The organism is Microbacterium sp. X-17 (assembly GCF_039615055.1).
The window spans coordinates 133400-156395 of record NZ_JBDHNI010000001.1 but is presented as its reverse complement, the minus strand read 5'-3'; the positions used below and the strand labels follow the sequence as shown (position 1 = coordinate 156395).

At 72.0% G+C, this 22996-nt stretch carries 24 protein-coding genes; 14 read left to right on the top strand and 10 right to left on the bottom strand.

Annotation, left to right across the window (positions count from 1 at the left end):
• Positions 1-275: 275 nt before the first annotated feature.
• Positions 276-899 (top strand): hypothetical protein, encoded by a 624-nt coding sequence (locus ABCS02_RS00745; RefSeq protein ID WP_345833696.1) that lies wholly within the window; start codon positions 276-278, stop codon positions 897-899.
• Positions 896-1651 carry a PspA/IM30 family protein gene (locus ABCS02_RS00740; protein ID WP_345833695.1) on the top strand — a complete coding sequence of 252 codons (756 nt, stop codon included), beginning with the start codon at positions 896-898 and terminating at the stop codon, positions 1649-1651. The genes ABCS02_RS00745 and ABCS02_RS00740 overlap by 4 nt, the downstream gene beginning before the upstream one ends.
• Here the strand turns inward: ABCS02_RS00740 and ABCS02_RS00735 are convergent.
• Positions 1648-2262 carry a hypothetical protein gene (locus tag ABCS02_RS00735; RefSeq protein ID WP_345833694.1) on the bottom strand — a complete coding sequence of 205 codons (615 nt, stop codon included), beginning with the start codon at positions 2260-2262 and terminating at the stop codon, positions 1648-1650. The two genes, ABCS02_RS00740 and ABCS02_RS00735, sit on opposite strands and share 4 nt — an antisense overlap.
• 5 nt (positions 2263-2267) lie before the next feature.
• The gene (locus ABCS02_RS00730) at positions 2268-2846 is read right to left on the bottom strand and encodes a helix-turn-helix domain-containing protein (RefSeq protein WP_345833693.1); all 579 of its coding nucleotides are present in this window, start codon (positions 2844-2846) and stop codon (positions 2268-2270) included.
• A 148-nt stretch (positions 2847-2994) separates the two neighbouring features.
• Between ABCS02_RS00730 and speB the strand changes: the two genes are divergently transcribed.
• Genes speB through ABCS02_RS00695 form a run of 7 tightly spaced genes read left to right on the top strand, consistent with a single transcriptional unit; the run spans position 2995 to position 10380 of the window.
• A complete protein-coding gene (gene speB / locus ABCS02_RS00725) occupies positions 2995-3963 on the top strand; it encodes an agmatinase (protein WP_345833692.1) in 969 nt (322 codons plus the stop codon).
• Entirely contained in the window at positions 3960-5591 is a 1632-nt protein-coding gene (locus tag ABCS02_RS00720; RefSeq protein WP_345833691.1) for a thiamine pyrophosphate-binding protein, read from the top strand. The genes speB and ABCS02_RS00720 overlap by 4 nt, the downstream gene beginning before the upstream one ends.
• Positions 5592-5625: 34 nt before the next feature.
• Positions 5626-7131 carry a sodium:solute symporter gene (locus ABCS02_RS00715; protein ID WP_345833690.1) on the top strand — a complete coding sequence of 502 codons (1506 nt, stop codon included), beginning with the start codon at positions 5626-5628 and terminating at the stop codon, positions 7129-7131.
• A gap of 29 nt (positions 7132-7160) precedes the next feature.
• Positions 7161-8756, top strand: a complete 1596-nt coding sequence (locus ABCS02_RS00710) for a cytosine permease (RefSeq protein WP_345833689.1) — start codon at positions 7161-7163, stop codon at positions 8754-8756.
• On the top strand, positions 8753-9139 hold the full coding sequence (locus tag ABCS02_RS00705; protein WP_345833688.1) for a nuclear transport factor 2 family protein: 387 nt from the start codon (positions 8753-8755) through the stop codon (positions 9137-9139). Before ABCS02_RS00710 ends, ABCS02_RS00705 begins: the two co-directional genes overlap by 4 nt.
• Before the next feature lie 6 nt (positions 9140-9145).
• On the top strand, positions 9146-9790 hold the full coding sequence (locus ABCS02_RS00700; RefSeq protein WP_345833687.1) for a cyclase family protein: 645 nt from the start codon (positions 9146-9148) through the stop codon (positions 9788-9790).
• Positions 9791-9819: 29 nt separating this feature from the next.
• Positions 9820-10380 carry a Chromate resistance protein ChrB gene (locus ABCS02_RS00695; protein ID WP_345833686.1) on the top strand — a complete coding sequence of 187 codons (561 nt, stop codon included), beginning with the start codon at positions 9820-9822 and terminating at the stop codon, positions 10378-10380.
• 24 nt (positions 10381-10404) lie between these two features.
• Here the strand turns inward: ABCS02_RS00695 and ABCS02_RS00690 are convergent, their stop codons facing one another.
• The 5 genes from ABCS02_RS00690 to ABCS02_RS00670 form a co-directional block, all read right to left on the bottom strand.
• The gene (locus tag ABCS02_RS00690) at positions 10405-11505 is read right to left on the bottom strand and encodes a hypothetical protein (RefSeq protein ID WP_345835155.1); all 1101 of its coding nucleotides are present in this window, start codon (positions 11503-11505) and stop codon (positions 10405-10407) included.
• 65 nt (positions 11506-11570) lie between these two features.
• The gene (locus ABCS02_RS00685; RefSeq protein WP_345833685.1) at positions 11571-12239 is read right to left on the bottom strand and encodes a phosphatase PAP2 family protein; all 669 of its coding nucleotides are present in this window, start codon (positions 12237-12239) and stop codon (positions 11571-11573) included.
• A 91-nt stretch (positions 12240-12330) separates the two neighbouring features.
• Positions 12331-12819, bottom strand: a complete 489-nt coding sequence (locus ABCS02_RS00680; protein WP_345833684.1) for a hypothetical protein — start codon at positions 12817-12819, stop codon at positions 12331-12333.
• A gap of 103 nt (positions 12820-12922) precedes the next feature.
• Positions 12923-13396 (bottom strand): hypothetical protein, encoded by a 474-nt coding sequence (locus ABCS02_RS00675; RefSeq protein ID WP_345833683.1) that lies wholly within the window; start codon positions 13394-13396, stop codon positions 12923-12925.
• Positions 13397-13558: 162 nt separating this feature from the next.
• Positions 13559-14536, bottom strand: coding sequence for a zinc-binding dehydrogenase (locus tag ABCS02_RS00670; protein ID WP_345833682.1), 978 nt, complete (start codon positions 14534-14536; stop codon positions 13559-13561).
• Positions 14537-14651: 115 nt separating this feature from the next.
• Between ABCS02_RS00670 and ABCS02_RS00665 the strand changes: the two genes are divergently transcribed.
• On the top strand, positions 14652-15392 hold the full coding sequence (locus ABCS02_RS00665; protein WP_345833681.1) for an MgtC/SapB family protein: 741 nt from the start codon (positions 14652-14654) through the stop codon (positions 15390-15392).
• A gap of 5 nt (positions 15393-15397) precedes the next feature.
• Here the strand turns inward: ABCS02_RS00665 and ABCS02_RS00660 are convergent, their stop codons facing one another.
• Positions 15398-16405, bottom strand: coding sequence for a LacI family DNA-binding transcriptional regulator (locus tag ABCS02_RS00660; protein WP_345833680.1), 1008 nt, complete (start codon positions 16403-16405; stop codon positions 15398-15400).
• Between the two features lie 43 nt (positions 16406-16448).
• Positions 16449-17525 carry a glycerophosphodiester phosphodiesterase family protein gene (locus ABCS02_RS00655; RefSeq protein WP_345833679.1) on the bottom strand — a complete coding sequence of 359 codons (1077 nt, stop codon included), beginning with the start codon at positions 17523-17525 and terminating at the stop codon, positions 16449-16451.
• Positions 17526-17718: 193 nt separating this feature from the next.
• On the opposite strand from ABCS02_RS00655, the gene ABCS02_RS00650 reads away from it, so the two are divergent.
• Genes ABCS02_RS00650 through ABCS02_RS00640 form a run of 3 tightly spaced genes read left to right on the top strand, consistent with a single transcriptional unit; the run spans position 17719 to position 20934 of the window.
• A complete protein-coding gene (locus tag ABCS02_RS00650) occupies positions 17719-18627 on the top strand; it encodes a sugar ABC transporter permease (protein ID WP_345833678.1) in 909 nt (302 codons plus the stop codon).
• On the top strand, positions 18624-19517 hold the full coding sequence (locus tag ABCS02_RS00645) for a carbohydrate ABC transporter permease (RefSeq protein WP_345833677.1): 894 nt from the start codon (positions 18624-18626) through the stop codon (positions 19515-19517). The genes ABCS02_RS00650 and ABCS02_RS00645 overlap by 4 nt, the downstream gene beginning before the upstream one ends.
• A gap of 37 nt (positions 19518-19554) precedes the next feature.
• Positions 19555-20934: an ABC transporter substrate-binding protein gene (locus tag ABCS02_RS00640; protein ID WP_345833676.1), complete on the top strand. Its 1380-nt coding sequence runs from the start codon at positions 19555-19557 to the stop codon at positions 20932-20934.
• 54 nt (positions 20935-20988) lie between these two features.
• Here the strand turns inward: ABCS02_RS00640 and ABCS02_RS00635 are convergent, their stop codons facing one another.
• Entirely contained in the window at positions 20989-21375 is a 387-nt protein-coding gene (locus tag ABCS02_RS00635; RefSeq protein ID WP_345833675.1) for a MarR family transcriptional regulator, read from the bottom strand.
• A gap of 89 nt (positions 21376-21464) precedes the next feature.
• Here ABCS02_RS00635 and ABCS02_RS00630 point away from each other — a divergent pair, with 89 nt between their 5' ends.
• Positions 21465-22925, top strand: coding sequence for an MFS transporter (locus tag ABCS02_RS00630; RefSeq protein WP_345833674.1), 1461 nt, complete (start codon positions 21465-21467; stop codon positions 22923-22925).
• The last annotated feature ends 71 nt before the right edge of the window (positions 22926-22996 follow it).

Genomic DNA, 22996 nt, shown 5'->3' with positions numbered 1-22996 from the left:
GAGCGGGAGGCGCGTCGGCGCGCTGATGATTTATATGCGTTAACTATATATCCGGGTGGGATGTTCCCGGAACCCGGGCGGTCCCGATCGGCGGCCTGAGTCCCACAGCGCCGAACCTGAACCTTCTCTGGATGCACTTCCGCCGCAATCGGCGTAGCGTGTCGCAAACGCGATACATCGCGTTTGGAACCACCACCCACCGACGAAGGCGGACAGATGGCCGTGAACACGAAACACAGTCTCCGAGTCCAGATTCACCCGGCAGCGACGAGGGGGTGGCGACGGTCATGGGAGTGATCGCCGGCATCCTTCTCGGCTTCCTGCTGATCGCCGCGGCGGGCATCGTGACCGGGGTGCTCATCGTCCGGGCGCTCTACCGGAGCATCTGGCGCAATCGCACCGTCAGGGGGGTCGCCCTCCGGACGCGCGCGGCGGTCACCTACGGCCCGCAGCACCAGGTGCTGAGGCTGCGGCTCCGGCTCGCTGACAGCCTGGAGAGCGGCAGGGCCGCCATCCAGCTCGCGCAGCACGGCGCAGGCCCGCACGGGGAGGTCGCCCGGCTGTTCCGGAGCATCCAGGCGGAGGCCGCGACCGTCGAGTCCCAGCTCCGCCTGCTCCAGAGCGAGACCGATGCGACGGTCCTCGCGACGGAGATCCCCGTCGTCCGCGACCGCGTCGAGCAGGTCGAGGGCCTCGTCCGCAGTCTCCGGTCGGCCGTGGCCTTCGGGCTCGGCGGGCCGAGCGACGACACCCTCGCCGCGCTCCGGGCGGACGTCGACCGCGAGGTCGCCGCCCTCCATGCCGGAGTGCAGGAGCTCCACACCCTGCACTCCTTCGACGCGGGTCAGGCGCCGCGCCGCCAGAACACCACCCATCTCACCAGGGGGAACGAATCATGAGCGACAACACCGCGCGCATGCGCAACATCTTCCGCATCAAGACCTCGCGCGCACTCGACCGGATGGAGGACCCGCGCGAGGCCCTCGACGACAGTTACGACCAACAGGTCCGGATGCTCCAGCAGGTGCGCAGGGGCCTCGCCGAGGTGGCGACGGCGCGCAAGCGCATCGAGCTGCAGGGCCAGGAGCTGGGCGCACGCTATCAGCGGCTCACCCAGCACGCCCAGGAGGCCCTGAACCAGGGGCGCGAGGACCTCGCCCGCACCGCGCTGGAGCGCCGCGCGCTGCTGGAGAACCGGGTGACGACCCTGCGCGACCAGCACGCCGCCCTGCAGAAGCAGCAGACGCAGCTGGAGGACAACGAACGTCGCCTCGCGGAGCGGATCGAGAGCTTCCGCGTCGAGAAGGAGACGATGAAGGCGACCTACACGGCCTCGCAGGCGCAGGTCCGCGCCAACGAGGTCGCGGCAGGCATCAGCACGCAGCTGAACGACTCCGCGGCCGGCCTCAACCGGGCGAAGGACAAGATCGCCCAGATGCAGGCCCGCGCGGCGGCCACCGAGGAGCTGATCGCCACCGGCGCCCTCCACGACCAGTCGGCGCCGGCGGACTCCGACCTCGAACGCCAGCTCTCGGCCGGCATGACCCGGGCGGACATCGAGCGGCAGCTGAAGTCGATGAAGGAGGCGGACGGGACCGCGCACGACTCGGTGGCCCGGGACGAGGACGCCTGGCTCAGCATCGGCAGCTAGAGCGCCCCCGCGTCCACCTGCACCGGATACCCGGCCCGCAGCACCGCGAGCGTCGACGGCGGCGTCAGCACCGTCGCCGTCCCGCGCCGCGGCCGCACCAGCCGCTCCCCGTACCCCGCACTCCCCCACACGCTGAGGTGGTCGCCGAGCACCACCGCCGGCCGCCCCTCCACGACCGCGAACGCGCCGTCCGGCAGTGACGACCAGGCCGCCTCGTGGAGGCGCCGCCGGTGGGTGCGCGGGTAGAGGCGTTCGGCGTGCAGCGCGCGGTTCATCTCCCCCGCGGAGGGCTGAGCGGCGCCGGCCTCCGACGCCCACGCCGTCTGGTACTGCTTGTACGCGGCCCAGCGGCACTCCGCGCAGGGCCGGTGACCGGCGGCGAACGCGACCGCCTCGTCATGGAAGAACAGGAACGTGTACCGCCCCGGCCGCCACAGTTCGTGGTGGCGGCCGCGGAACTCCAGGGCGCACGTGATCCAGAGGTTGCCGCCGTGGAACCGGACGACCTCCTCGCCCTCGTGCAGGCGGCCGCGGTTGCCCGTCCACGCCCCCCGCAGCGGGATCGCGACGATCTCGCCGGTGGGGGTGACCCGGTTCCGGTACGGGGACACGGCCGTCAGGCGCTCCAGAGCGCCGGGACGAGCACCCAGACCACCTCGGCGCCGTCGTCGGTGAGCACGCGCCAGCTGTGCGGCTCGTGGCCGCTGAACGTCAGGCTGTCGCCGGGGCCGAGCTGCCACTCGCGGTCGGAGAAGCGGACCTCGATCTCGCCCCGGAGGACGTGCAGCACGTCGACATCCGCGGCCACCGCGTAGAGCTCCTCGCCGCCGTGGCCTCCGGTCTGGATGACGGAGCGGATGACCTGGACGCGCGACTCCGTGCGCGGCGAGAGCAGCCGCTCCTCCGTGTCCACGCCGCCGAGGTTGACCTTGGCGCCGGTGCCCGCCGGGACGAGCTGGACGTCCGGCTCCTCGAACAGCGAGCCGACCGGGATGGAGAGCACGTCGCAGAGGCTGATCAGCGACGAGACGCTCGGGGAGGTCATGTCGCGTTCGACCCGGGAGAGGAAGCCCTTGGTCAGCCCGGTGATCTGCGCGACCTCGTCGATCGTCAGCTGCTGCGCCCGCCGCGCCGCGCGCAGCCGCGGGCCGATGGCCACGCGGCGGTCGGCGGGTTCGAGGGGCATCGGGCGCATGGGACAACGGTAACCGGTCGGCGCGACTCCGCCGCCGAATCGGGTGAGCGCGTTGACGTCGGCGTGATCGCGTTGTAGCCTCTCATGCAACAAAGGTTCCGTAACAGGCAACCCGCACCACAGCAACGCACAGCACCAAGGAGGCTGCATGCCGCACAACGTCGGCCCCATCGACTCGTCGCGCACGCCCCGCTACGCCGGCCGCGACGGCTTCGCCCGGCTGCCCCGGCTCGACCAGGTGAACCGCGCCGACATCGTCGTGGCGGGCGTCCCGTTCGACACCGGCGTCTCCTACCGCCCGGGCGCGCGCTTCGGGCCGAACCACATCCGGGAGGCCTCCCGCCTGCTCCGCCCGTACAACCCGGCGCTGGACGTCTCGCCGTTCGAGCTGACGCAGGTCGCCGACGCGGGCGACATCGCGGTCAACCCGTTCGACATCGCGGAGGCGATCGAGACCATCCAGTCGGCGGCCTACGACTTCACCGCCGACGGGACGCGCCTGGTCACGCTCGGTGGGGACCACACCATCTCCCTCCCGCTGCTGCGCGCCGCGGCCGAGCGTCACGGCCCGGTCGCCCTCCTGCACTTCGACGCGCACCTCGACACCTGGGACACCTACTTCGGCGCCGAGTTCACGCACGGCACGCCGTTCCGCCGGGCGTTCGAGGAGGGCATCCTCGACACCGAGGCGCTCAGCCACGTCGGCACCCGCGGCCCGCTCTACGGCAAGAAGGACCTCGACGACGACCACCGCTTCGGCTTCGGCATCGTCACGAGCGCCGACGTCTACCGGCAGGGCGTGGACGAGGTCGTCGCGAAGCTCCGCGACCGCATCGGCGACCGCCCGCTCTACCTCTCCATCGACATCGACGTGCTCGACCCCGCACACGCGCCGGGCACCGGCACCCCGGAGGCCGGCGGCGTCACCAGCCGCGAACTGCTGGAGATCATCCGCGGCTTCGTCGGCCTCAACCTGATCGGCGCGGACGTCGTGGAGGTCGCCCCGGCCTACGACCACGCCGAGCTCACCGGGGTGGCGGCCTCCCACCTCGCCTACGACCTGGTGTCGCTGCTCGCGCTGCGGCACAGCGACCAGCAGCGGGACGCGGCGTCGTGACCGCCCGCACCGGAGGCGACGTGGTCGTCGAGACGCTGACGGCGCTGGGCGCGACCCACGTGTTCGGCATCCCGGGGCAGCACGCCCTCGGGCTCTTCGACGCCCTCCGCCGCAGCCCGCTGACCTTCGTCAGCTCGCGCGTTGAGAACAACTCGGCCTTCGGCGCCGACGGCTTCGCGCGGGTCACCGGCCAGGTCGCCGTGCTCTTCCTCTCCACCGGGCCCGGAGCCCTGACCTCCCTCGGCGCGCTGCAGGAGGCCTACGCGACCGGTGTCCCGATCGTGGTCGTGGCGAGTCAGGTCCCGCGGCGCGGCCTCGGCGGCACCCGCAACGGGCTGCTGCACCAGCTGGACGACCAGCAGGAGAGCGCGCGCAACGTGACCAAGTCGACGGCCGTGGTCCGGGAGGCCGCCCACATCCCGGCGGCGCTTGCCGACGCCTGGGCGCTCGCGCAGACAGCGCCCGCGGGGCCGACCTGGGTGGAGGTGCCGGAGGACGTCCTCCTCGGGGCCGCCGACACCCCGCCGGTCGTGACGGCTCCGGCCGTCGCATCCGTTTCCCGCGGCCCGCGCCCGGAGGCGGTGGCCGAGGCCGTCGCCCTCCTCGCCGCCGCGCGACGCCCGGTCATCCTCGCGGGCGGCGGGGTCCGTCGCTCTCCTGGCGGCCCCGAGGCGCTGCGCCGGGTCGCCGAGGCGCTCGACGCGCCCGTCGTCTCCACCGTCGGCGGCAAGGGCGCGATCCCGTTCGGCCACCCGCTCTCGGCGGCCTCCTGGATCGAGGACCGGCACACGACCGACCTGCTGGAGGACGCGGATGTGCTGCTCGCCGTCGGCACGGCCATCGGCGAGGTCACCAGCAACTACTTCACGTTCGCCCCGCGCGGCCGGCTGATCCAGGTCGACGCCGAGCCGCGCGTACTCGGCTCGAACCACCCGGCCTTCGGCATCGCCGCCGACGCCGGACTCGCCCTCGACGCCCTCGCGGACGCCCTCGCCGGGCACGACCCGGCCGACGTGGTCGAGCGGCCGGGCGCGCAGGTCGCCGCCGAGCTGCGCGCCCGGGTGGAGGCCCGCCTGGCGGCGCAGGATCGCGGACCGGAGCGGAGGCTCCTGGCCGACCTCCGGGAGGCCGTCCCCACCGACGCGCACACCTTCTGGGACATGACCATCGCCGGCTACTGGGCCTGGTCCGCCTGGGACCCGCAGACCGGCGGCTTCCACTCCGCCCAGGGCTCCGGCGGCCTCGGCTTCGCCTTCCCCGCCGCCCTCGCCGCCGCGGCCGGCGCCGGGCGTCGCACGCTCGCCGTCAGCGGCGACGGCGGCGCGCTCTACTCGATCGCCGAGCTCGCCGCCGCGCGGCAGCACGACGCGGACGTGACCTGGCTGATCGTCGACGACGGCGGCTACGGCATCCTCCGCGAGTACATGACCGGCGCGTTCGGCGAGGCGACCGCCACCGAGCTCGCCCGCCCGGACTTCGTCGCGCTCGCCCGCTCGTTCGGCATCCCCGCCGAGCGGGTCGGCCTGGACACCGTCGGCGCCGCCGTCGCGGACAGCTTCACGCGGTCCGGCCCCGTCGTGCTCGTGCTGCCCGCCGTGCTGCGCATGTTCGACGCCACCCATCTCTGAGACCTGCCTGCCCACCGACGCGAAGGAGCGCCCCATGGACATCGCCATCATCGTCATCTACCTCGCCGCCATGCTCGGCTTCGGCTTCTGGGGTCGCACCCGGGTGAAGAACTCCGCCGACTTCCTCGTCGCCGGCCGCCGCCTCGGCCCGACGCTCTACACCGGCACGATGGCCGCCGTCGTCCTCGGCGGCGCCTCCACGGTCGGCGGCGTCGGGCTCGGCTACAAGTTCGGCATCTCCGGGATGTGGCTGGTCGTCGCGATCGCGGTCGGCCTGCTGCTGCTCAGCCTGCTGTTCGCCGGGCGCATCCAGAAGCTGAAGGTCTACACCGTCGCCCAGATGCTGCACCTGCGCTACGGCGTGGACGCGACCAGCGCCTCCGGCATCGTCATGCTCGCATACACACTGATGCTCTCCGTCACCTCGACCATCGCGTACGCGACGATCTTCAACGTCCTGTTCGGCACCGACCAGACCGTCTCGGTCATCATCGGCGGCGCGATCGTGCTGCTCTACTCGGCGATCGGCGGGATGTGGTCGATCACGATCACCGACATGGTGCAGTTCGTCCTGAAGACCATCGGCGTGTTCTTCCTGATGCTGCCGTTCGCCTGGGCGCACGCGGGCGGCTACGAGGGCATCGTCAAGCGGCTCGGCACGTCCCATTTCGACCTCGGCGCGATCGGCACGGGGACCATCGTGACGTTCTTCGTCGTCTACTCGTTCGGGATGCTGATCGGCCAGGACATCTGGCAGCGAGTCTTCACCGCGCGCACCCCGCGCGTCGCCAAGTGGGGCGGGACCGCCGCAGCGGTGTACTGCCTCCTCTACGGCGTCGCCGGTGCGCTGATCGGCACCGCGGCCGCGGCGTTCCTGCCCGAGCTCGCGAACAAGAACGACGTGTACGCGGCTGTTGCGGAGGCCATCCTCCCGGTCGGCGTCGCCGGCCTCGTCCTCGCGGCTGCGGTCGCCGCCATGATGTCCACCGCCTCCGGCGCCCTCCTCGCCGCCGCGACCGTCGCCCGCGCCGACGTCATGCCGCTGCTGCGCCGTCTCACCGGCCGCCGCCCGGCCGCGCCGGAGGGGAACCCGGAGCACGACGTGCGCGCGAACCGCTGGTGGGTCGCCGCGCTCGGCCTCATCGTGGTCGTCATCGCCGCGCTGCTCAACGACGTGGTCAGCGCACTCACCGTCGCGTACGACATCCTCGTCGGCGGCCTGCTCGTCCCCATCCTCGGCGGCTTCGTCTGGCGGCGCGCCACCGGCACGGGCGCGCTCTGGGCGATGGGCGCCGGCACGGTCGCGACCCTCGGCACGATGGCCGCCCTCGGCGACGTGCTCGCCAACGAGCCGATCTACGTCGGACTCGGCGCGAGCCTCATCGCCTACATCGTCGCCAGCCTGCTCAGCCCGCGCACCCCGGCCGCCGTCATGGCGGTGTGGGACGCGCGGCAGAAGGGCACGCCGGAGCCCGCCACGGCCTCCGGAACGCCCGAGGACGAGCGGGCAGGCGAAGCGTCACCCTCCCCCACCCGATAACGCCCCACCTGCCCCGAAGGGAACCCGCAATGTCCGACGACGACGTCACCGCTGCACTGAACCCGCGCCCCAAGATCACGGAGGTGGAGGCCCACGGGATCGACACCATCCCGGACGCCGACCGCACCTCGAACTGGCTCGACCTGGCCCGCATCCAGTTCGGCGGCGTGAACACGTTCGCCACCATCCTGCTCGGCACGTTCCCCATCGCGCTCGGGCTGTCGTTCTGGCAGGCCGTGGCCGCCACCGTGCTCGGCGTCGCCGTCGGCATCGCGTTCCTGGCGCCGATGGCGCTGTTCGGGCCGAAGACGGGGACGAACAACGCCGTCTCCTCGGGCGCGCTGTTCGGCGTCCGCGGCCGGATCGTCGGCTCGTTCCTGTCGCTGCTGACCGCGATCGCGTTCTACTCGATCTCGGTGTGGGTGTCCGGCGACGCCATCGTCGGCGCGCTGACCCGGCTCGCCGGCGTGCCCGACTCGATCGGGCTGCGGCTCGGGATCTACGCGATCATCGGCCTGATCGTGATCGTCGTGGTGATCTACGGCTACCAGTTCATGCTGCTGGTCAACAAGGTCGCCGTCTTCGCGAACACTGCGCTCATCCTGCTCGCCATGGTCGCCTACTCCGGGGTGTTCGACGCCGGCTACGACCCGGGCACGAAGGCGCTGGCGATCGGAGGCGCGTTCTGGCCGACCTTCATCGCCGCCGCGCTCATCGTCATGGCCAACCCCATCTCGTTCGGCGCGTTCCTCGGCGACTGGTCGCGCTACATCCCGCGGGCGACCAAGCCGCGCAAGCTGATCGGCGCGACCATCCTCGGCCAGGGCCTCGGGCTCATCCCGCTGCTGTTCGGCGTCGCCACCGCCACGCTCGTGGTCGGCAAGGCGGACTACGTGGTCTCGCTCATCCACGTCTCGCCGCTCTGGTACGCGCTGCTGCTGCTCGTGGTCGCGTTCATCGGCGGCCTGTCGACCGGCACCACCTCCCTCTACGGCACCGGCCTGGACTTCTCGTCCGTCGTCCCGCGGTTCAGCCGGGTGCAGGCCACGATCTTCATCGGCACCATCGCGTTCCTCTTCATCCTGGTCGGGCGGCTCGTGTTCGACCTGCTCGGGACCGTGAACGCATTCGTGGGCGCCATCGTCGTCACGACGACCCCGTGGATGGTCATCATGACCATCGGCTACGTCGTGCGCCGCGGGTTCTACGACCCGTCCGACCTGCAGGTGTTCAACCGGGGCGAGACCGGCGGCCGGTACTGGTTCGCGGCCGGCGTGAACTGGCGCGGGATGACGGCGTGGATCGTCGCCGCCGTCGTCGGCCTGCTGTTCGCCGACTACCCTCCGATCATCGTCGGGCCGTTCAGCGGCCTCGCCGGCGGCATCGACCTGAGCCTGCTGTCGAGCGTGGTCGTGGCCGGCGTCCTGTACGGTGCGCTGCTCGCGATCTTCCCGGAGCCGCGCTACGTGTTCGGCCCCGACGGCCCCCGCGGCGTGCGCTCGGCCGACGCGGTCGTGCCGCCCATCCACCTGGACGAGCGGTCGGCGGCGGCCCGTGCGCACGCGCGCCGGGCGAAGGGCCGGACGCTGGACGGGAACACGTTCGAGCAGGAGGTCGGCGCGTGAGCGAGCAGGAGGTCCTCGCCGCGGTCGACCGGATCGTCGCCGACTTCGGCGGCCACCGCCGCGACGCGTACTTCTCGGGCTTCGCCGACGACGCCAGCTTCGTCCTGCACACCCACCCCGTCCGGCTGGAGTCGCGCGCCGAGTACGAGGCGGCCTGGGACGCCTGGGAGCGCGACGGCTTCCGGGTGCTCGGCTGCCGCTCGACGGGACGGCGCGTGCAGTTCGCGGGCGAGGACGTCGCGATCTTCACGCACGACGTGGAGACCGAACTCGCCGACGGCGACGGTCGCACGACCGTGCGGGAGCGCGAGACCATCGTCATGCAGCGCCGCGACGGCGCGTGGACGTGCGTCCACGAGCACCTGTCACCCCGGGAGGCCTAGTTGCCCGTGATCGACCTGAGCCATCCGATCCGCACCGGGATGACGGTCTTCCCCGGCGACCCGGACGTGCGCGTGGAACCGGCCGTGACCATCGCCGAGGCCGGAGTCAGCGTCCTGAGCCTGGAGCTCGGCAGCCACACCGGCACGCACATCGACGCGCCCTCCCACACGGTCGAGGGCGGCGCGACGATCGACGCCGTCGACCTCGGCCGGCTGATCGGGACGGCGCGCGTGGTCGACGTGAGCGGCCTCCCGCCGCGAACGCGGATCGGCGTGGACGACGTGCGCGACGCGCTCCGGGAGGTCGAGCCGGGCGAGATCGTGATGTTCCGCACGGGCTGGTCGGCGCGGTTCGACGAGCCGGACTACGTCGACCACCCGTTCCTGGACGCCGGGATCGCCTCCGCCCTGCTCGACGCGGGCGTGACCGTGGTCGGCGTCGACGCGCTCAACCCGGACGAGACCGTGGCGGACGACCCGGCCCCAGCCCTGCCGTTCCACGACGTGTTCCTCGGCGCAAGCGGCCTCATCATCGAGAACCTGACCGGGCTCGACCGGGTCACGGCGCGCGCGCCGCGGTTCGTGGGGCTGCCGCTGCCGATCGCGGGAGGCGACGGAGCGCCGCTGCGGGCGGTCGTGGTCGAGGAGTAGCCGGCGGTCGGGACTCCTAGGATTGGTGGATGACCGACGACGCCGAGTCCGCCGAACGCACCGCGACGTGGATCGTGCTCGTCTACCGGGTGCCGTCCGAGCCGACCCGCCTGCGGGCCACGGTGTGGCGCCGGCTGAAGGCGCTGGGCGCGATCTACCTCCAGAACTCGGTCGCCGCGCTCCCCGACGACGTCGCGAGCGAGCGGGCGCTGCGCAAGCTGCGGCACGAGATCCTGGAGCTCGGCGGCACGGCCGCGCTGCTGCGCTCGGAGGTCCTCGCGGGCGAGGCCGGCATCGTCTCGGCGTTCCAGGACGCCCGCACCGACGAGTACGAGGAGATCATCGACCGCTGCCAGGGCTTCCTCCGCGAGCTGGAGAAGGAGTACACGGAGTCGCACTTCAGCTACGCCGAACTGGAGGAGAACGAGGTCGACCACACCAAGCTGGTCAACTGGCTGGAGAAGGTGCAGACCCGCGACCGCTTCGGAGCGCCGAAGCGTGCGGAGGCGGAGGAGGCCGTCGCGTCGTGCGCCGCTGCGCTGGAGGAGTACGCCGCGCGCGTGTACGCGGAGGAGCCGGAGGGGCACTGACCCCCCCCGTGCAGCGCCCCGGACTCAGCGCAGCGCCCGCCGGATGCCGTACGGGATCAGGATCAGCACCGCGAGCGGCATGACCACCCAGGCGCCCGCCCAGCCGCTGACCGCGAACGTGATCGCGAGCGCCACGGCCGTGCCCGCGGCGATCTGCCAGTCGTCGCCGACGATGAAGTCCCACCAGAACATCCCGAACGAGCGCAGTCCGCGGACGACCGCGTTCTGCCGCTGCGGCTGAGCGGCGGGAGAGGGAGCGGGCGCGGCTTCGGCCTCCACCTCGTGCCCGTGACCGTCGACGGCCGTCGTGACCAGGACCGGCGCGAGCTCGTCGCGACGGAGCTGCGCTGCCTTGCGGCGGCGGAGGACGGCGACGAGCAGCAGCGCGAACACCGCGACGGCGGGGATGATCACCAGCAGCGCGAGGTCGGAGCCCGGCCAGACCGCGCCGGCGCCCTCCGCGCCCCAGAACATCCCGAACGAGGTCAGCATCGCGCCGACCACGAACTTGAGGGTGTTCTCCGGGACGCGCGACAGCGGCGCGCGCACCGCCACGCCGATGAGGACCACCACGACGATGGCCGCGGCGGCGGCGAGGGAGGCCAGCCCGATCTGCTTCTGGTTCGCGCCGAAGGTGAGGACGATGAAGACGACCTCCAGCCCCTCCAGCAGCACGGCCTTGAACGACAGCGTGAAGGCGAACCAGTCGCTCACGCCGAGGCGGCTCTCCTTCCGAGCGGCGCGCGCCTCCGCCACCTCCCGCCGGTAGATGAGGTTCTCGTCGTGGAGGGGCTTGTACCCGCTCGCGCGCAGGACGGCCTTGCGGATCCACTGCATGCCGAAGACCAGCAGCAGACCGCCGACGACCAGCCGAAGGAAGCCGAGCGGGATGAGCGTGATCGCCGGGCCGACGACGGCCACGATGACGGCGAGCACGAGCACGCCGACCACCGTCCCGGTCAGCGCCGAACGCCAGTTGCGGGTGGCTCCGGCGGCGAGCACGATCGTGGTCGCCTCGACGGCTTCGACCAGGCACGCCAGGAAGACGGCGATGAACAGCGCGAGTGAGTTCACGGTGGTCCTTCCGAGGGGATACCTGGAAGTGTAACGGCTGTTAGATCGAATTTGTGACGAAATAACGACGAAGCCCCGCGGCGATCGGCCGCGGGGCTTCGGTGGACGTGTCGGCGCTAGGCCGCGACGCGGCGCCCGCTGCCGGCGAACACGCGCGCGGCGACGAGGTTCCAGAGCCCCGCGAACAGCAGCACTCCGGCGACGCCGTTGAGCACGCCGCCGATGACGTCGGTCCCGTAGTGGACGCCGACGTACAGGCGCGACCACATCACGACGGCGACGAAGATGGCGCCGACCGCGATGACGATCGTGCGGGCGAGCGCTCCGCGGCACACCATCGCGAGCGCGGTCACGAGGGCGGCGGCGAACACCACGTGCCCGCTCGGGTAGCTGAGAGTCGCCGGGTTCACGTGCAGCAGGTGGGTCAGCCCGGCGGTCGTCGGGCGCGGCTGGGCGACGACGGTCTTCACGACCAGCGTGGTCAGCCAGCCGAGGCCGGTGACGAGCACGGCGCCGAGGGCGAGCCGCCAGCCCTTGACGAACAGCAGGATCACGAACGTGATCACGAGGATGACCGCGACGATCGTCGGCCTGTCGAGCTGGTCCAGGAGCAGCGCGAGCTTGTCGAGGAGCGGCGAGTTCACCTTGTTGACCGCGGCGTCGAGCGCGTCGAAGCGCAGGGCCACGATCCACTTGGCGGCGAAGCCGAGCGCGAAGGTCAGGACGAACAGGACGACGGTCCAGACGATCCAGTGTCGGGGGATGCGGAGCTGGGCGGGCTTCACGAGACGGGGTCTCCTTTCGGGCGGACGTCTCAGTCAAGCACTGTTCGGCTCAGCAAGCTCTAAGAGAGTACGGAGAAACGTTGCGCGTCTCTCAGGCCGCGTTCCTGGCGACGCTCGCCGGGCGCGTGTTGACGACCTCCACACGGGAGTCGACGAACGTGTGCGCGCTCTCGCTGATGTGGTACTGCGTGTGCGACAGGCGCGCGTCGTGCGACCGCACCAGGTCGCGCGCGGCGGCCCGGCGGGAGCGGACGCCCGCCAGCGCGACCACCGCGCAGAGCAGCACGGCCACCGCGACCGCGGTCGCCACCGCGTCCGCGAGCAGCAGCCAGCCGGCCGGGAGGCGCGCCCCCGTCGCGAAGGCGGTGGCGACGGCGACCGCCACCAGCAGGGAACCCGAGACCAGGACGGTGCGGCGGGCGAGCGCCCACGGGGTCGAGGCGAGCAGCGCGGAGGCCGCGGCGATCTCCTTCTCCTGCTGGCGGCGGCGCTCCTTGGCCCAGTGCAGGTCGCGTTCGTGGCGGCGTGCGAGCCGTTGCGCGTCGTCGTGGGCGCGGTCGTACGAGGTGTGCTGGTTCACAGACGTGTCCTTCGGGTAGACGTGACTGTCCCGGGTGGGAGTGCGCGCGGGCGCGCGGCGCGGAGGCGCCGTGGGACGCGGAGGGCGTCGGGGCGCCCCGGGCTCAGTGGGTCGGCGTGCTGACGACGGTCGGCGTGCCGGAGGTCGCCGGGAAGGACGACACCGAGCCGAGCGTCGGCGCCGGCCCGAACGCGGGGGCGGAGACGACGGGCGCCGGAACGGGCGCGGGCGGCGGCGTCAGCGCGACGACGGGGGCGAGCGCGGGCGTGGAGGGCGTGGCTGGCGCTGCCGGGGAGGCGGGCGCGGCGTCAGCGTCGGCGGCGCGGCGTCCGCTCGGGGTGGGCAGCGACTCGGGAGCGCGGAGGCCGATGTCGGCGAGGGTGCTCTCGGTCCAGCCGGCCCGCTGCGCGAGCTGCCAGCCGGCGAGGTACTCGGCGATGGCCGTGTCCAGGTCGTTCAGCCGCTTGGCGAGGTCGCGGACCGCGTCGAGGCGGGCGGTGATCTCGGACTCGAGGAGCACGTGTGCGCGCTCCGCGGCCTTTTCGGGGTCGACAGTGGTACCGGATGTCGGGTTCATGGTACGTCCTTCAGCTTGCGTCGGGTCGGTGCGAAAGGCTGTAACTGTGACGCTTCGGTGCGTCATCGCCGAGCATAGCCAGAAAGACCGTTCTGTGGGTCATTTGGAGGACACGAATCTGTCCCCCAAATCGGGCGACACGGAGACGGCGTGTCGCGCGGCTCAGGGGCGCAGCAGGACCTTGCCGACGCGCCCGGAACGGGTGGCGACGTCCACGGCCTCCCGCACCTGGTCGAACCCGAAGACGGCCTCCACCGGCAGCGTGATCGCGCCCGTCGCGGCCGCGCGGATCAGCTCGCCGAAGAGCTCCGCGCGCTTGCCGGGCTCCATCGAGGAGCTCACCTTGCTGCCCCAGAAACCCTTGACCTGGATCTGCCGGAAGATCAGGTCGCCGGACGCCAGCCGCAGCGGCTCGCCCGCGGTGGAGCCGAACGACACGAGCGTGCCGCCGTCGGAGACGAGGCCGAGCAAGTCGCCGCTCGCCTCGCCGCCGACGGAGTCGACCGCGACCGCGATCGGCGCTCCGTCCGCGAGGGCGCGGACCCGGTCGCGCCAGCCGTCGGCGCCGGTCACGACCAGGTCCGGGATGCCCTGCGCCGCCAGCGCGTCGGCGTCGTGCTGCCGGCGCACCAGCCCGATGACCGTCTCGTCGCGGGTCGCCGCGAACTGCGCGAGCAGCCGCCCGACCGCGCCGTTCGCCGCGTTCTGCAGGATGACCTCCCCCGGCTTCACGTCGAGGTAGTCGAGCAGGCTGAGCGCGCTGAACGGCATGGCGACGAGCTGGGAGGCGTCCTCGTCGCTCAGCCCGTCCGGCACCGGGACGAGCGCCCCGGCCTGCGCGACGAAGGCCTCCGCCCAGACGCCGAAGGTGCCGCCGGTGACGACGCGCTGCCCGACGGTGAGCGCCGGGACGCCCTCGCCGACCGCGTCCACGACGCCGACCGCCTCCGTCCCGGAGCCGGCGGGGAGCGCGGGCTTGAAACCGTAGGTGCCGCGGATGGTCCACAGGTCGTGGTTGTGGATGGGCGAGAGGATGGTGCGCACGCGCACCTGCCCCGCCCCCGGTTCGGGGAGCGGCCGCTCCTCCACCTTCAGGACCCGTGCCGGGTCGCCGAACTCGTCCTGGACGATCGCGCGCATGGGCTCCATGCTAGGCGGCTCGCGGTCCGCCCCGCCAGGAGCGATCCGGTCGGGCTATACTTGCCGGGAACGTTCCCGGCACTGCTTCGGAACGTCGTCTACCGAAGGAGCCGACATGGACGATCCCGCGCTGATCCTCGGGCTCGCCGTCCGCGTCGTGGTCGCGATCGCGCTCGGCGCGGCCATCGGGCTGGAGCGGCAGTGGCGGCTCCGGACGGCCGGGATCCGCACCAACGCCCTCGTCGCCGCGGGCGCCGCGCTGTTCGTCATCGTCGGCTCCGTGGGCCTGACCGGCCCGGACGCCGACCCGACCCGGGTGGCGGCGCAGGTGGTCTCGGGCATCGGCTTCCTCGGGGCCGGGGTGATCCTCCGCGACGGCTTCAACATCCGCGGGCTGACCACGGCCGCGACGCTCTGGTGCGCCGCCGCGGTCGGCTCGCTCGCCGGCGCGGGCAGCCTGCTCATGGCCGTGGTCGGCGCGGCCGGCATCGTGGGGACGAACATCCTGCTGCGACCGATCAGCTCCCTCGTCAACCGCCGCACCCGGCGCTGGGCCGAGGATCCGGGGGACACCGAGGACGCCGAGCAGCTCGGCGATTTCACGCTGGAGGCCGAGACGACGGAGAAGAGCGAGTCCCGCGTCCGGGCGCTCGTCCTCCACGCCGTCGACCGGCCCGACCTGGTCCTGCACTCGGTGGACAGCACCCCCGGCCCGCACTCGCACGTGACGGTCGTCGCCCGGGTCAGCTCGGCCGATCCCGGGGTGCCCGGCGTCCTCGAACGCGCCGTGCAGCGGCTCAGCCTCGATCCGAAGGTGGTCGGCAGCCGCTGGTGGCCGACCGAGTCGGAGGACTAGAGCGCTCAGCGCACGGCGGCGACCGTCCCGCCCGGCACGAGCTCCCCGCGCATCAGGATCTGGCCTGGCTCGCCCGCGCCCTCCTCGATCGCGTCGATCATCAGCTCCACCGCGGCCCGGCCGATGTCCTCGATGGGCTGGCGGAACGTCGTCAGCTCCAGCAGGGAGGTCGTGAGCGGGCCGATCCCGTCGAACCCGGTCACCGAGAGCCGGGCCGGCACGTCGACACCCGCCGCCCGGCAGTACTCCATGACGGCGACCTGCGTGCGGTCGTTCGGGCACATGATCGCGGTGAGGTCCGGGAGGCCGACGAGGTCCGGCAGCACGTCCCGCACGTCCGCGTTGGTGGCGACCTCCCGCACGATCACGGTCGCGCCCGCGTCGCGGAGCCGGGCGATCATGGCCACGCCGCGCAGGTGCTGGCTGTACGAGTAAGCGCCGTCCACGAGGATCACCGCGACCGTGCGGTGCCCGAGCCCCAGGAGGTGGTCGGCGAGGCGCTCGCCGCCGTCGCGGTCGTCCACGCAGACACTGGAGAGCGCGGTCTCGCGGCGCCCGGCCGCGACCACCGGGAGGCGGTCCACGAACGGCAGCACCTGCTCGGACGGGAACCGCGCGGAGCAGACCAGGAGGCCGTCGACCTGCAGCGAGATCAGCGTCCGCAGCGCCGTGAGCGCGTTGTCGAGGGTCAGGTCGCCCGGGTTGGTCGCGGTGACGACGGCGTAGCCGAGCTCGGTCGCGCGCGTCTGCATCGCGACGTGCAGGTAGCCCGCGAACGGGTCGGTCACATCGTGCAGGACGACACCGAGGGTCCTGGTGCGCTCGGAGACGAGGCCGCGCGCCATCGCGTTGGCGACGTAGCCCAGCTGGTCGGCCGCCTCGATGACGCGCTGCCGCACGCCCTCGCTCACCTCGCCCTGGCCGAGCAGTGCACGGGAGACCGCGGACTTGGAGACGCCCGCCGCCTTCGCCACGTCGATGATCGTGGGTGGTCTGGTGCGCTCGCGTGGCACGTGGGCTCCCTGGGCGGCGAGGAGGGACGGGATAGGCGCCAGCCTATTCGCCGAGCGCCGCCTCCCGCACGCTCGCCGCGAGGTCGGGATGGTCGGCGAAGACCGCGGCGACCCCGCTGCGCATCACCGGCTCGAACAGGCGCCGCCAGTCGCCGGGTGCCCCGGGCGCCGAGCCGAGACGCGCGGAGGACGGCAGGAACTCGTTCTCGGGGCGCAGCGTCCAGCAGTACGTCTGCAGCCCCGCCGCCGCGGCCCGGTCCGCGATGTCGGTCGTGGCCGGCGCGCCCTCCCCGGTCGTCCGGAGCATCCGGGACAGGTCGACGCTGACCCCGGTGAGCCCGGCGGCGGCCAGCTGGACGAGGCCCGCGTCGGTCACGTCCTCGTCGTAGGTGCGTGCCTCCGACCCGGATCGGGCGACCCGGTCGGCCGGAGCGCCGTGCGCCTCCACGAGGTAGACCAGGTCGGCCTCGAGCCCGTGCGCGGCGAGCGAGAGCAGGACGTCCTGCTCGAAGCTCTCGACGGCCAGCGGCGCGCCCCGATCCCAGCCGGCCGCGGTCAGCTCGGCCAGGAACAGCTCGTCCAGCGGCAGCCCGAGCGACTCGAAGTAGGTCGCGTGCTTGAGCTCTGCGACGATCCCGAGCGCGCGGCCGTGCCGTTCGGAGGCGGCGGAGACGAGCGAGAGCAGGTCGCTCAGGCGCAGGATGCCGTGGCGTCCGTCGAACGTGGCGCTGAGCGGGCGGAGCACGTCCAGCCGTTCGACGCAGCGCAGCGTGGCGAGCTGCCGCCACGTGAAGTCCTCGGTGAACCACCCGTCGAGCACCGTGCCGTCGATCTCCTTCGTCGTGCGCAGCGCGGCGAACTCCGGCCGGGAGGCGACGTCGGTGGTGGTCGAGATCTCGGCGTCGTGGCGGAGGACCAGGACGCCGTCGCGGGTGGCGACGATGTCCGGCTCCACGGCGTCCGCGCCGAGCGCGAACGCCAGGTCGTAGGCGGCGGTCGTGTGCTCGGGCCGGTAGCCGCTGGCGCCGCGGTGGCCGATGATCGCCGGGGACGGGCCGCCGGGCGGCGCGATGCGGGGACGCGCGATCGACGCCGGAGTTCCACTCGCCTCGGCCTGCATCCACACACTCCCTGATCGCACGATCTGTTCACCCAGGCGTTACCCTGCGTCACCGGGAACGTTCCCGAATGCTCTGTAGGTTAGCAAACACCACCAGGGTCGCGCCGACGGCCTCCGCGTTGCGGAGCATCGTCCGCTCTGGTACTTTCCATCGAACCGGGAACGTTCCCGTAATGATGCGGGCAGGAGTGAGATGACACAGACGACAGCACCGGGGCGCCGCGCCCACAGCGGCATCCGGGCCGGCATCGGCCCGTGGATGCTGCTCCCCGCGGCGGTGCTCATCGCCGTCTTCCTCTACGGCCCGCTGGTCACCGGCGTGCGGCTCAGCCTGTTCGGCACCGACCTGTTCGGCGACCCGACCCGCTTCGTCGGGCTCCAGAACTACGCGCGGCTCCTCGGGCAGCCGTCGTTCTGGCAGGTCGTCGGCACCACGATCCTGATCGCCGGCCTGTCGATGACCATGTCCGTCGGCGTCGCGCTCTCGGCGGTCATCCTGTTGCGCAAGTGGATCCCGGGCCGCGGCGTCTTCCGCGTGGTCTTCTCGCTCCCGTTCGCGTTCTCCGCCGCGTCCGCGTCGGCGATCTTCTCCGGGATGTTCGCCCCGGCGGCCGGCGTGGTCAACCAGATCCTCGCGCACGTCGGGATCGGCGCCCTCCCCTGGTTGCAGCAACCGGGCTGGGCGATCTTCACCATCGCGCTGACCACGGCCTGGTACGAGCTCGGCTTCGCCTTCCTGGTCCTCGCCGCCGCGATGCGCACCCTCCCGCCGGAGGTCATCGAGGCCGCGGAGCTCGACGGCGCCTCCGGGATGCGGTTCGTGCGCTCGATGCTCATCCCGCTGCTCAGCCCGAGCCTGTTCTTCCTGCTCGTCACCCAGACCATCTCCGGACTGCAGACGTTCACCCAGGTGCGCATCCTCACCGGAGGCGGCCCGGCGGGGAGCACCACGACGCTGGTCTACCAGCTCTACATGTACGCGTTCGGGCAGGGCACGCCCGACTACGGCCGGGCCTCCGTGGTGGCCGTCATCCTCGTGCTGATCGTCGCGCTGATCACCTGGCTCCAGTTCCGCTTCATCAACAGGAGGGTCACCGCATGAGCGCCACCGGCTCCGTCCCCCGCACCGCGCGTCCGCACCTGCGCACCGCCGACCTCCCGCGTCCGCGCCGCCCGCGTCTGCGCGCCGCCGACCTCCCGCGCCTGCTCGTCCTGCTCGTGCTCGCCGTGCTGATCGCGTTCCCGGTCTACCTCACCTTCGTGAGCGGCTTCTTCCGCACCGGCTCGTTCGTCCGCAGCGGGCTCTTCCCGCCGCTCAGCGACTTCACTCTGGACAACTTCGCCGCGGCCCTCACCGCCATCCCGCTCGGGCAGCAGTACCTGACCAGCATCGTCGTGATGGTGCTTCAGACGCTGGGGCAGCTCGTCACCTCAGCCCTCGCGGCCTACGCGCTGGTGTTCCCGAAGTGGCGGGGACGCGGGATCGCCTTCGCGCTCGTGATCGCGACGCTCGCCATCCCCGGCGAGAGCCTGGTGGTGCCGAACTACCAGCTCGTCAGCAGCCTGGGGCTGCGGGACACCGTGTTCGGCATCATCATCCCGTACCTCGCGTTCGGCTACCCGATCTTCCTGCTCCGCCAGGCGTTTGCCTCACTGCCGCGGGAGATCTGGGAGGCGAGCAGGCTGGACGGCTGCGGCGACCTCCGCACGCTGCTCCTGGTCGTGCTGCCCGCCTGCCGCAGCCAGGTCACCACCGCGATCATGTGGAGCGCGCTGTTCGCCTGGAACGGCTTCTTCTGGCCGCTGATCATCACCGACAGCCCGGTGAACCGCACCGTGCAGGTCGGGCTCTCCCAGCTCGTGTCCTCGGAGTCCACGGCTCCGGCGGCCGTCTTCGCCGGCACGGCGCTCGTGCTCCTGCCGACCGTCATCCTCGTCATCGTCAGCCAGAGGTTCCTGCTCTCCGGCATGTCGCGTGGCGTCCTCCGCTGAACCCCCACCACCACCCAGAGAAAGTGAAGGCACCGCAATGAAGAGATCCGTCACCCTGGGAGCCGCCGCGCTCCTCCTGCTCTCGCTGGCCGGCTGCAGCGCCGGCGCCGACACGCACTCCACGCCGTCCGCGTCGGGCGCTCCCGGTCCGTCCGCTCTGGCGAACGCCAAGGGCGTCACCGAGATCAGCTTCTGGCACGGCCTCGGCGGCATCAACGCCCAGGCCCTCCAGTCGCTCATCGACGAGTTCAACACCGAGAACGCCGGGAAGATCAAGGTCGACACCAGCGCGCAGGGCTCCTACGCCGACCTCCTGGCCAAGTACACGGCGTCCCTGCGCGACAAGTCGACCCCGACCGTCACCCTCAGCAACGACATCTCCTCCGGCTTCCTCTACGACGTGAAGCGCAGCGTGTCCCCCGAGGCGATGGCCGCGGCCAACCCGGGCGACCTGAAGCTCGATCAGCTCGCGCCCGCCGGCAAGCGCTACTACAGCGTCGACGACAAGCTGGTCGCCGTCCCGATGAACATGTCCACGCCGCTGCTGTTCGTCAACACCGGGCTGCTTGAGAAGGCGGGCGTGGAGACCTCCTCGCTGAAGACGCTCGACGGCCTCGCCGCCGCCGCGACGAAGATCAAGGACGCGACCGGCGTCCCCGGCATCGCGGAGGCGTTCGACGACTGGTGGTTCGAGCAGCTCACCGCCACCAGCGGCAACCTGTACTGCACGCCCGAGAACGGCCGCGGCACGAAGAGCGCCGACAAGGTCAGCTTCCAGAAGCCGTCGCAGGTGAAGGCGTTCAGCACGATGGCCGGCATCTACAAGGCGGGCGCCGGACTCGACGTCGGCACAGACAACAACAACGCCGTCACCGCGTTCGCGGCCGGCAAGACCGCGATGATGTTCAACTCGTCCGCCGTCGCCGCCTCGGTCGCGAACAGCACCACGTTCCCGTACGTCGCCCTGCCGTTCCCGCTGTCCGCGCCCACCTCGAAGGCGGGCACCGTCGTCGGCGGCTCGGCCATGTGGCTGAGCAACCAGGCAACCCCGGCGCAGCAGGTCGCCGGCTGGAAGCTGATCTCCTTCCTCGCCTCCCCGGCCTCCCAAGCCAAGTTCAGCGAGGCGACCGGCTACGTCCCCGCCAACACCGCGCTGGAGAACTCCACCGCCCGCAAGGACTACCTGGCCTCCCACCCGGTCGCCCAAGTCGCGATCGACGAGGTCAAGAACGTCTCCGACGTCCCGGCCAGCCACGGCTGCTTCACCGGAGCCTTCAGCGCCATCCGGGCGGCGATGATCCCGCAGATGCAGGCCGCGTTCTCCGGCTCGAAGAGCATGGAGCAGGCGCTCGCCGACGCGACGACGGCGGCGAATCAGGCGATCTCCGACTACAAGACGCAGCTCGCGGGGGATTGACGGCGAGCGCGTGCACGGGAGGCGGGGTCCGGATGGGCTCCACCTCTCGTCGTCTCAGGCGCCGGCCGCCCCCGCGAACGCCCGCTCCAGCAGCCCGTCGTACTCCCGCTTCGCGGCGTCGTGCACGCGCGAGCCGTCCGCGGTGATGCCGACGAACAGCGCACGCCGGTCGTAGTCGCAGGTGCTGCGTTCGACCAGTCCGGCCTTGACCAGGCGGTCCACGATCCGGGAGAGCGCGCTCTGGGTCATCGGCGTGAGGTCGACCAGGTTGCGCATGGTGCACGACTCGTTCGCGTAGCCGGCGACGAGGTCGAGCACCTCGTACTCGCTGAGGCCGAGCTGGTGGCTCTGCTGGAGGGTGCGCTCCAGCTCCGCGGCGGTGTTCAGGTAGAGGCCCTGCAGCTCGCGCCAGCGGGCCGAGACGTCGACCGGTTCGTTCACGGAGGCAATGATACGCTCGGTTTCTTGCGAACTACATGAATGTGCATACTTTGCTGACACAATCTATTCCGTGTCATAGACTTGCGCTCGTGCTGAACTCCGACACCGCCTCCCGCCCCGCCGTCCGGCCCGCGCCGCCCTCGGGGTCCGCCGCCTCGTTCCGCTGGAGCCGGGCCCGCTGGCTGCTGCTCTTCGCCACCTGCATCGTCATCGCCCTCGACGGCCTGGACGTCTCGATGGTCGGCGTCGCCCTCCCCTCGATCGGCAAGGAACTCGGCCTCCAGCCGGGCGCGCTGCAGTGGATCGTGTCGGGCTACGTGCTCGGCTACGGCAGCCTCCTGCTGCTCGGCGGGCGCCTGGCCGACCTCCTCGGCCGCCGCACGGTGCTCCTCGTCGCGCTGAGCGTCTTCACCGTCGCCTCCCTCGCCGGCGGCCTCTCCATGGACGCCGGCCTCCTCATCGCCAGCCGGTTCGTCAAGGGCGTCGCGGCCGCCTTCACCGCGCCCGCCGCGTTCTCGCTGATCACGACCAACTTCGAGGAGGGGCCGCAGCGCAACAAGGCCATCTCCATCTTCACGACGTTCGCGGCGAGCGGCTTCTCGCTCGGGCTGATCATGAGCGGCCTGATGACGTCGCTGAGCTGGCGCTGGACATTCCTGTTCTCCGTCCCGCTCGCCGTCCTCGCGCTGGTGCTCGGCTTCCTCTTCGTCCCCAAGGACGCCCGCGAGAAGGGCGCCGGTCACGACGTGGTCGGCGCGATCCTGCTGGCGGCCGGGATGCTGCTCCTCGTCTACACGGTGGTCTCCGCGCCCGGCGCCGGCTGGGGGTCGCTCCCGACCGTGCTCGGCTTCGTCATCGCCGGGGCGCTGCTCGCCGCCTTCGTGATCCTGGAGCTGCGGGTGCGGCATCCGCTCATCCGGTTCGGGATCTTCCGGGTCGCCTCCGTGCTGCGGGCGAACCTCACCGCCATCACCCTGTTCGGCTCGTACGTGTCGTTCCAGTTCGTGCTCACGCTCTACCTGCAGGACGTCCTCGGCTGGTCGCCCCTCGGCATGGCGCTCGCGCTGCTGCCGACCGGCCTGGTGGTCGTCGCGAGCGCGCCGTTCACCGACCGCCTGATCGACCGCTTCGGGCCGACCGTGCTGATCATCGTCGGCCTGGGCTCGCTCTCCGCCGGCTACCTGCTTTTCCTCCGGCTCGGCACCGCTCCGGTCTACTGGCTCGACGTGCTGCCGCCGGTGGTGCTGCTCGGCGTCGGCTTCGGGATCGGCTTCCCGTCGATCCAGGTGCAGGCGACGACGGGCGTCCACGACGACGAGCAGGGCCTCGCTGCCGGACTCGTGCAGACCAGCGCCCAGGTCGGCGGCGCGCTCGCGCTGGCGGTCACGACCGCGCTGATCGCGGGAGGCTCCGCGCCCGCGACGGGAGGCCAGGCCGGCCTGGCCGAGCAGCTGGCGCACTACCGGCCTGGGCTCTACCTGAGCGCGGGGCTCGCGCTCACCGGCCTCCTGATCGCCGCGCTCCCGCGGCGCCGCCGCCCCCAGCCCTGACCCCGAGAACTCCCACACGCACGAACTCCACACGCGCGAGGGGCACGTCGTTGTCACTTCCGAGCCTCCGA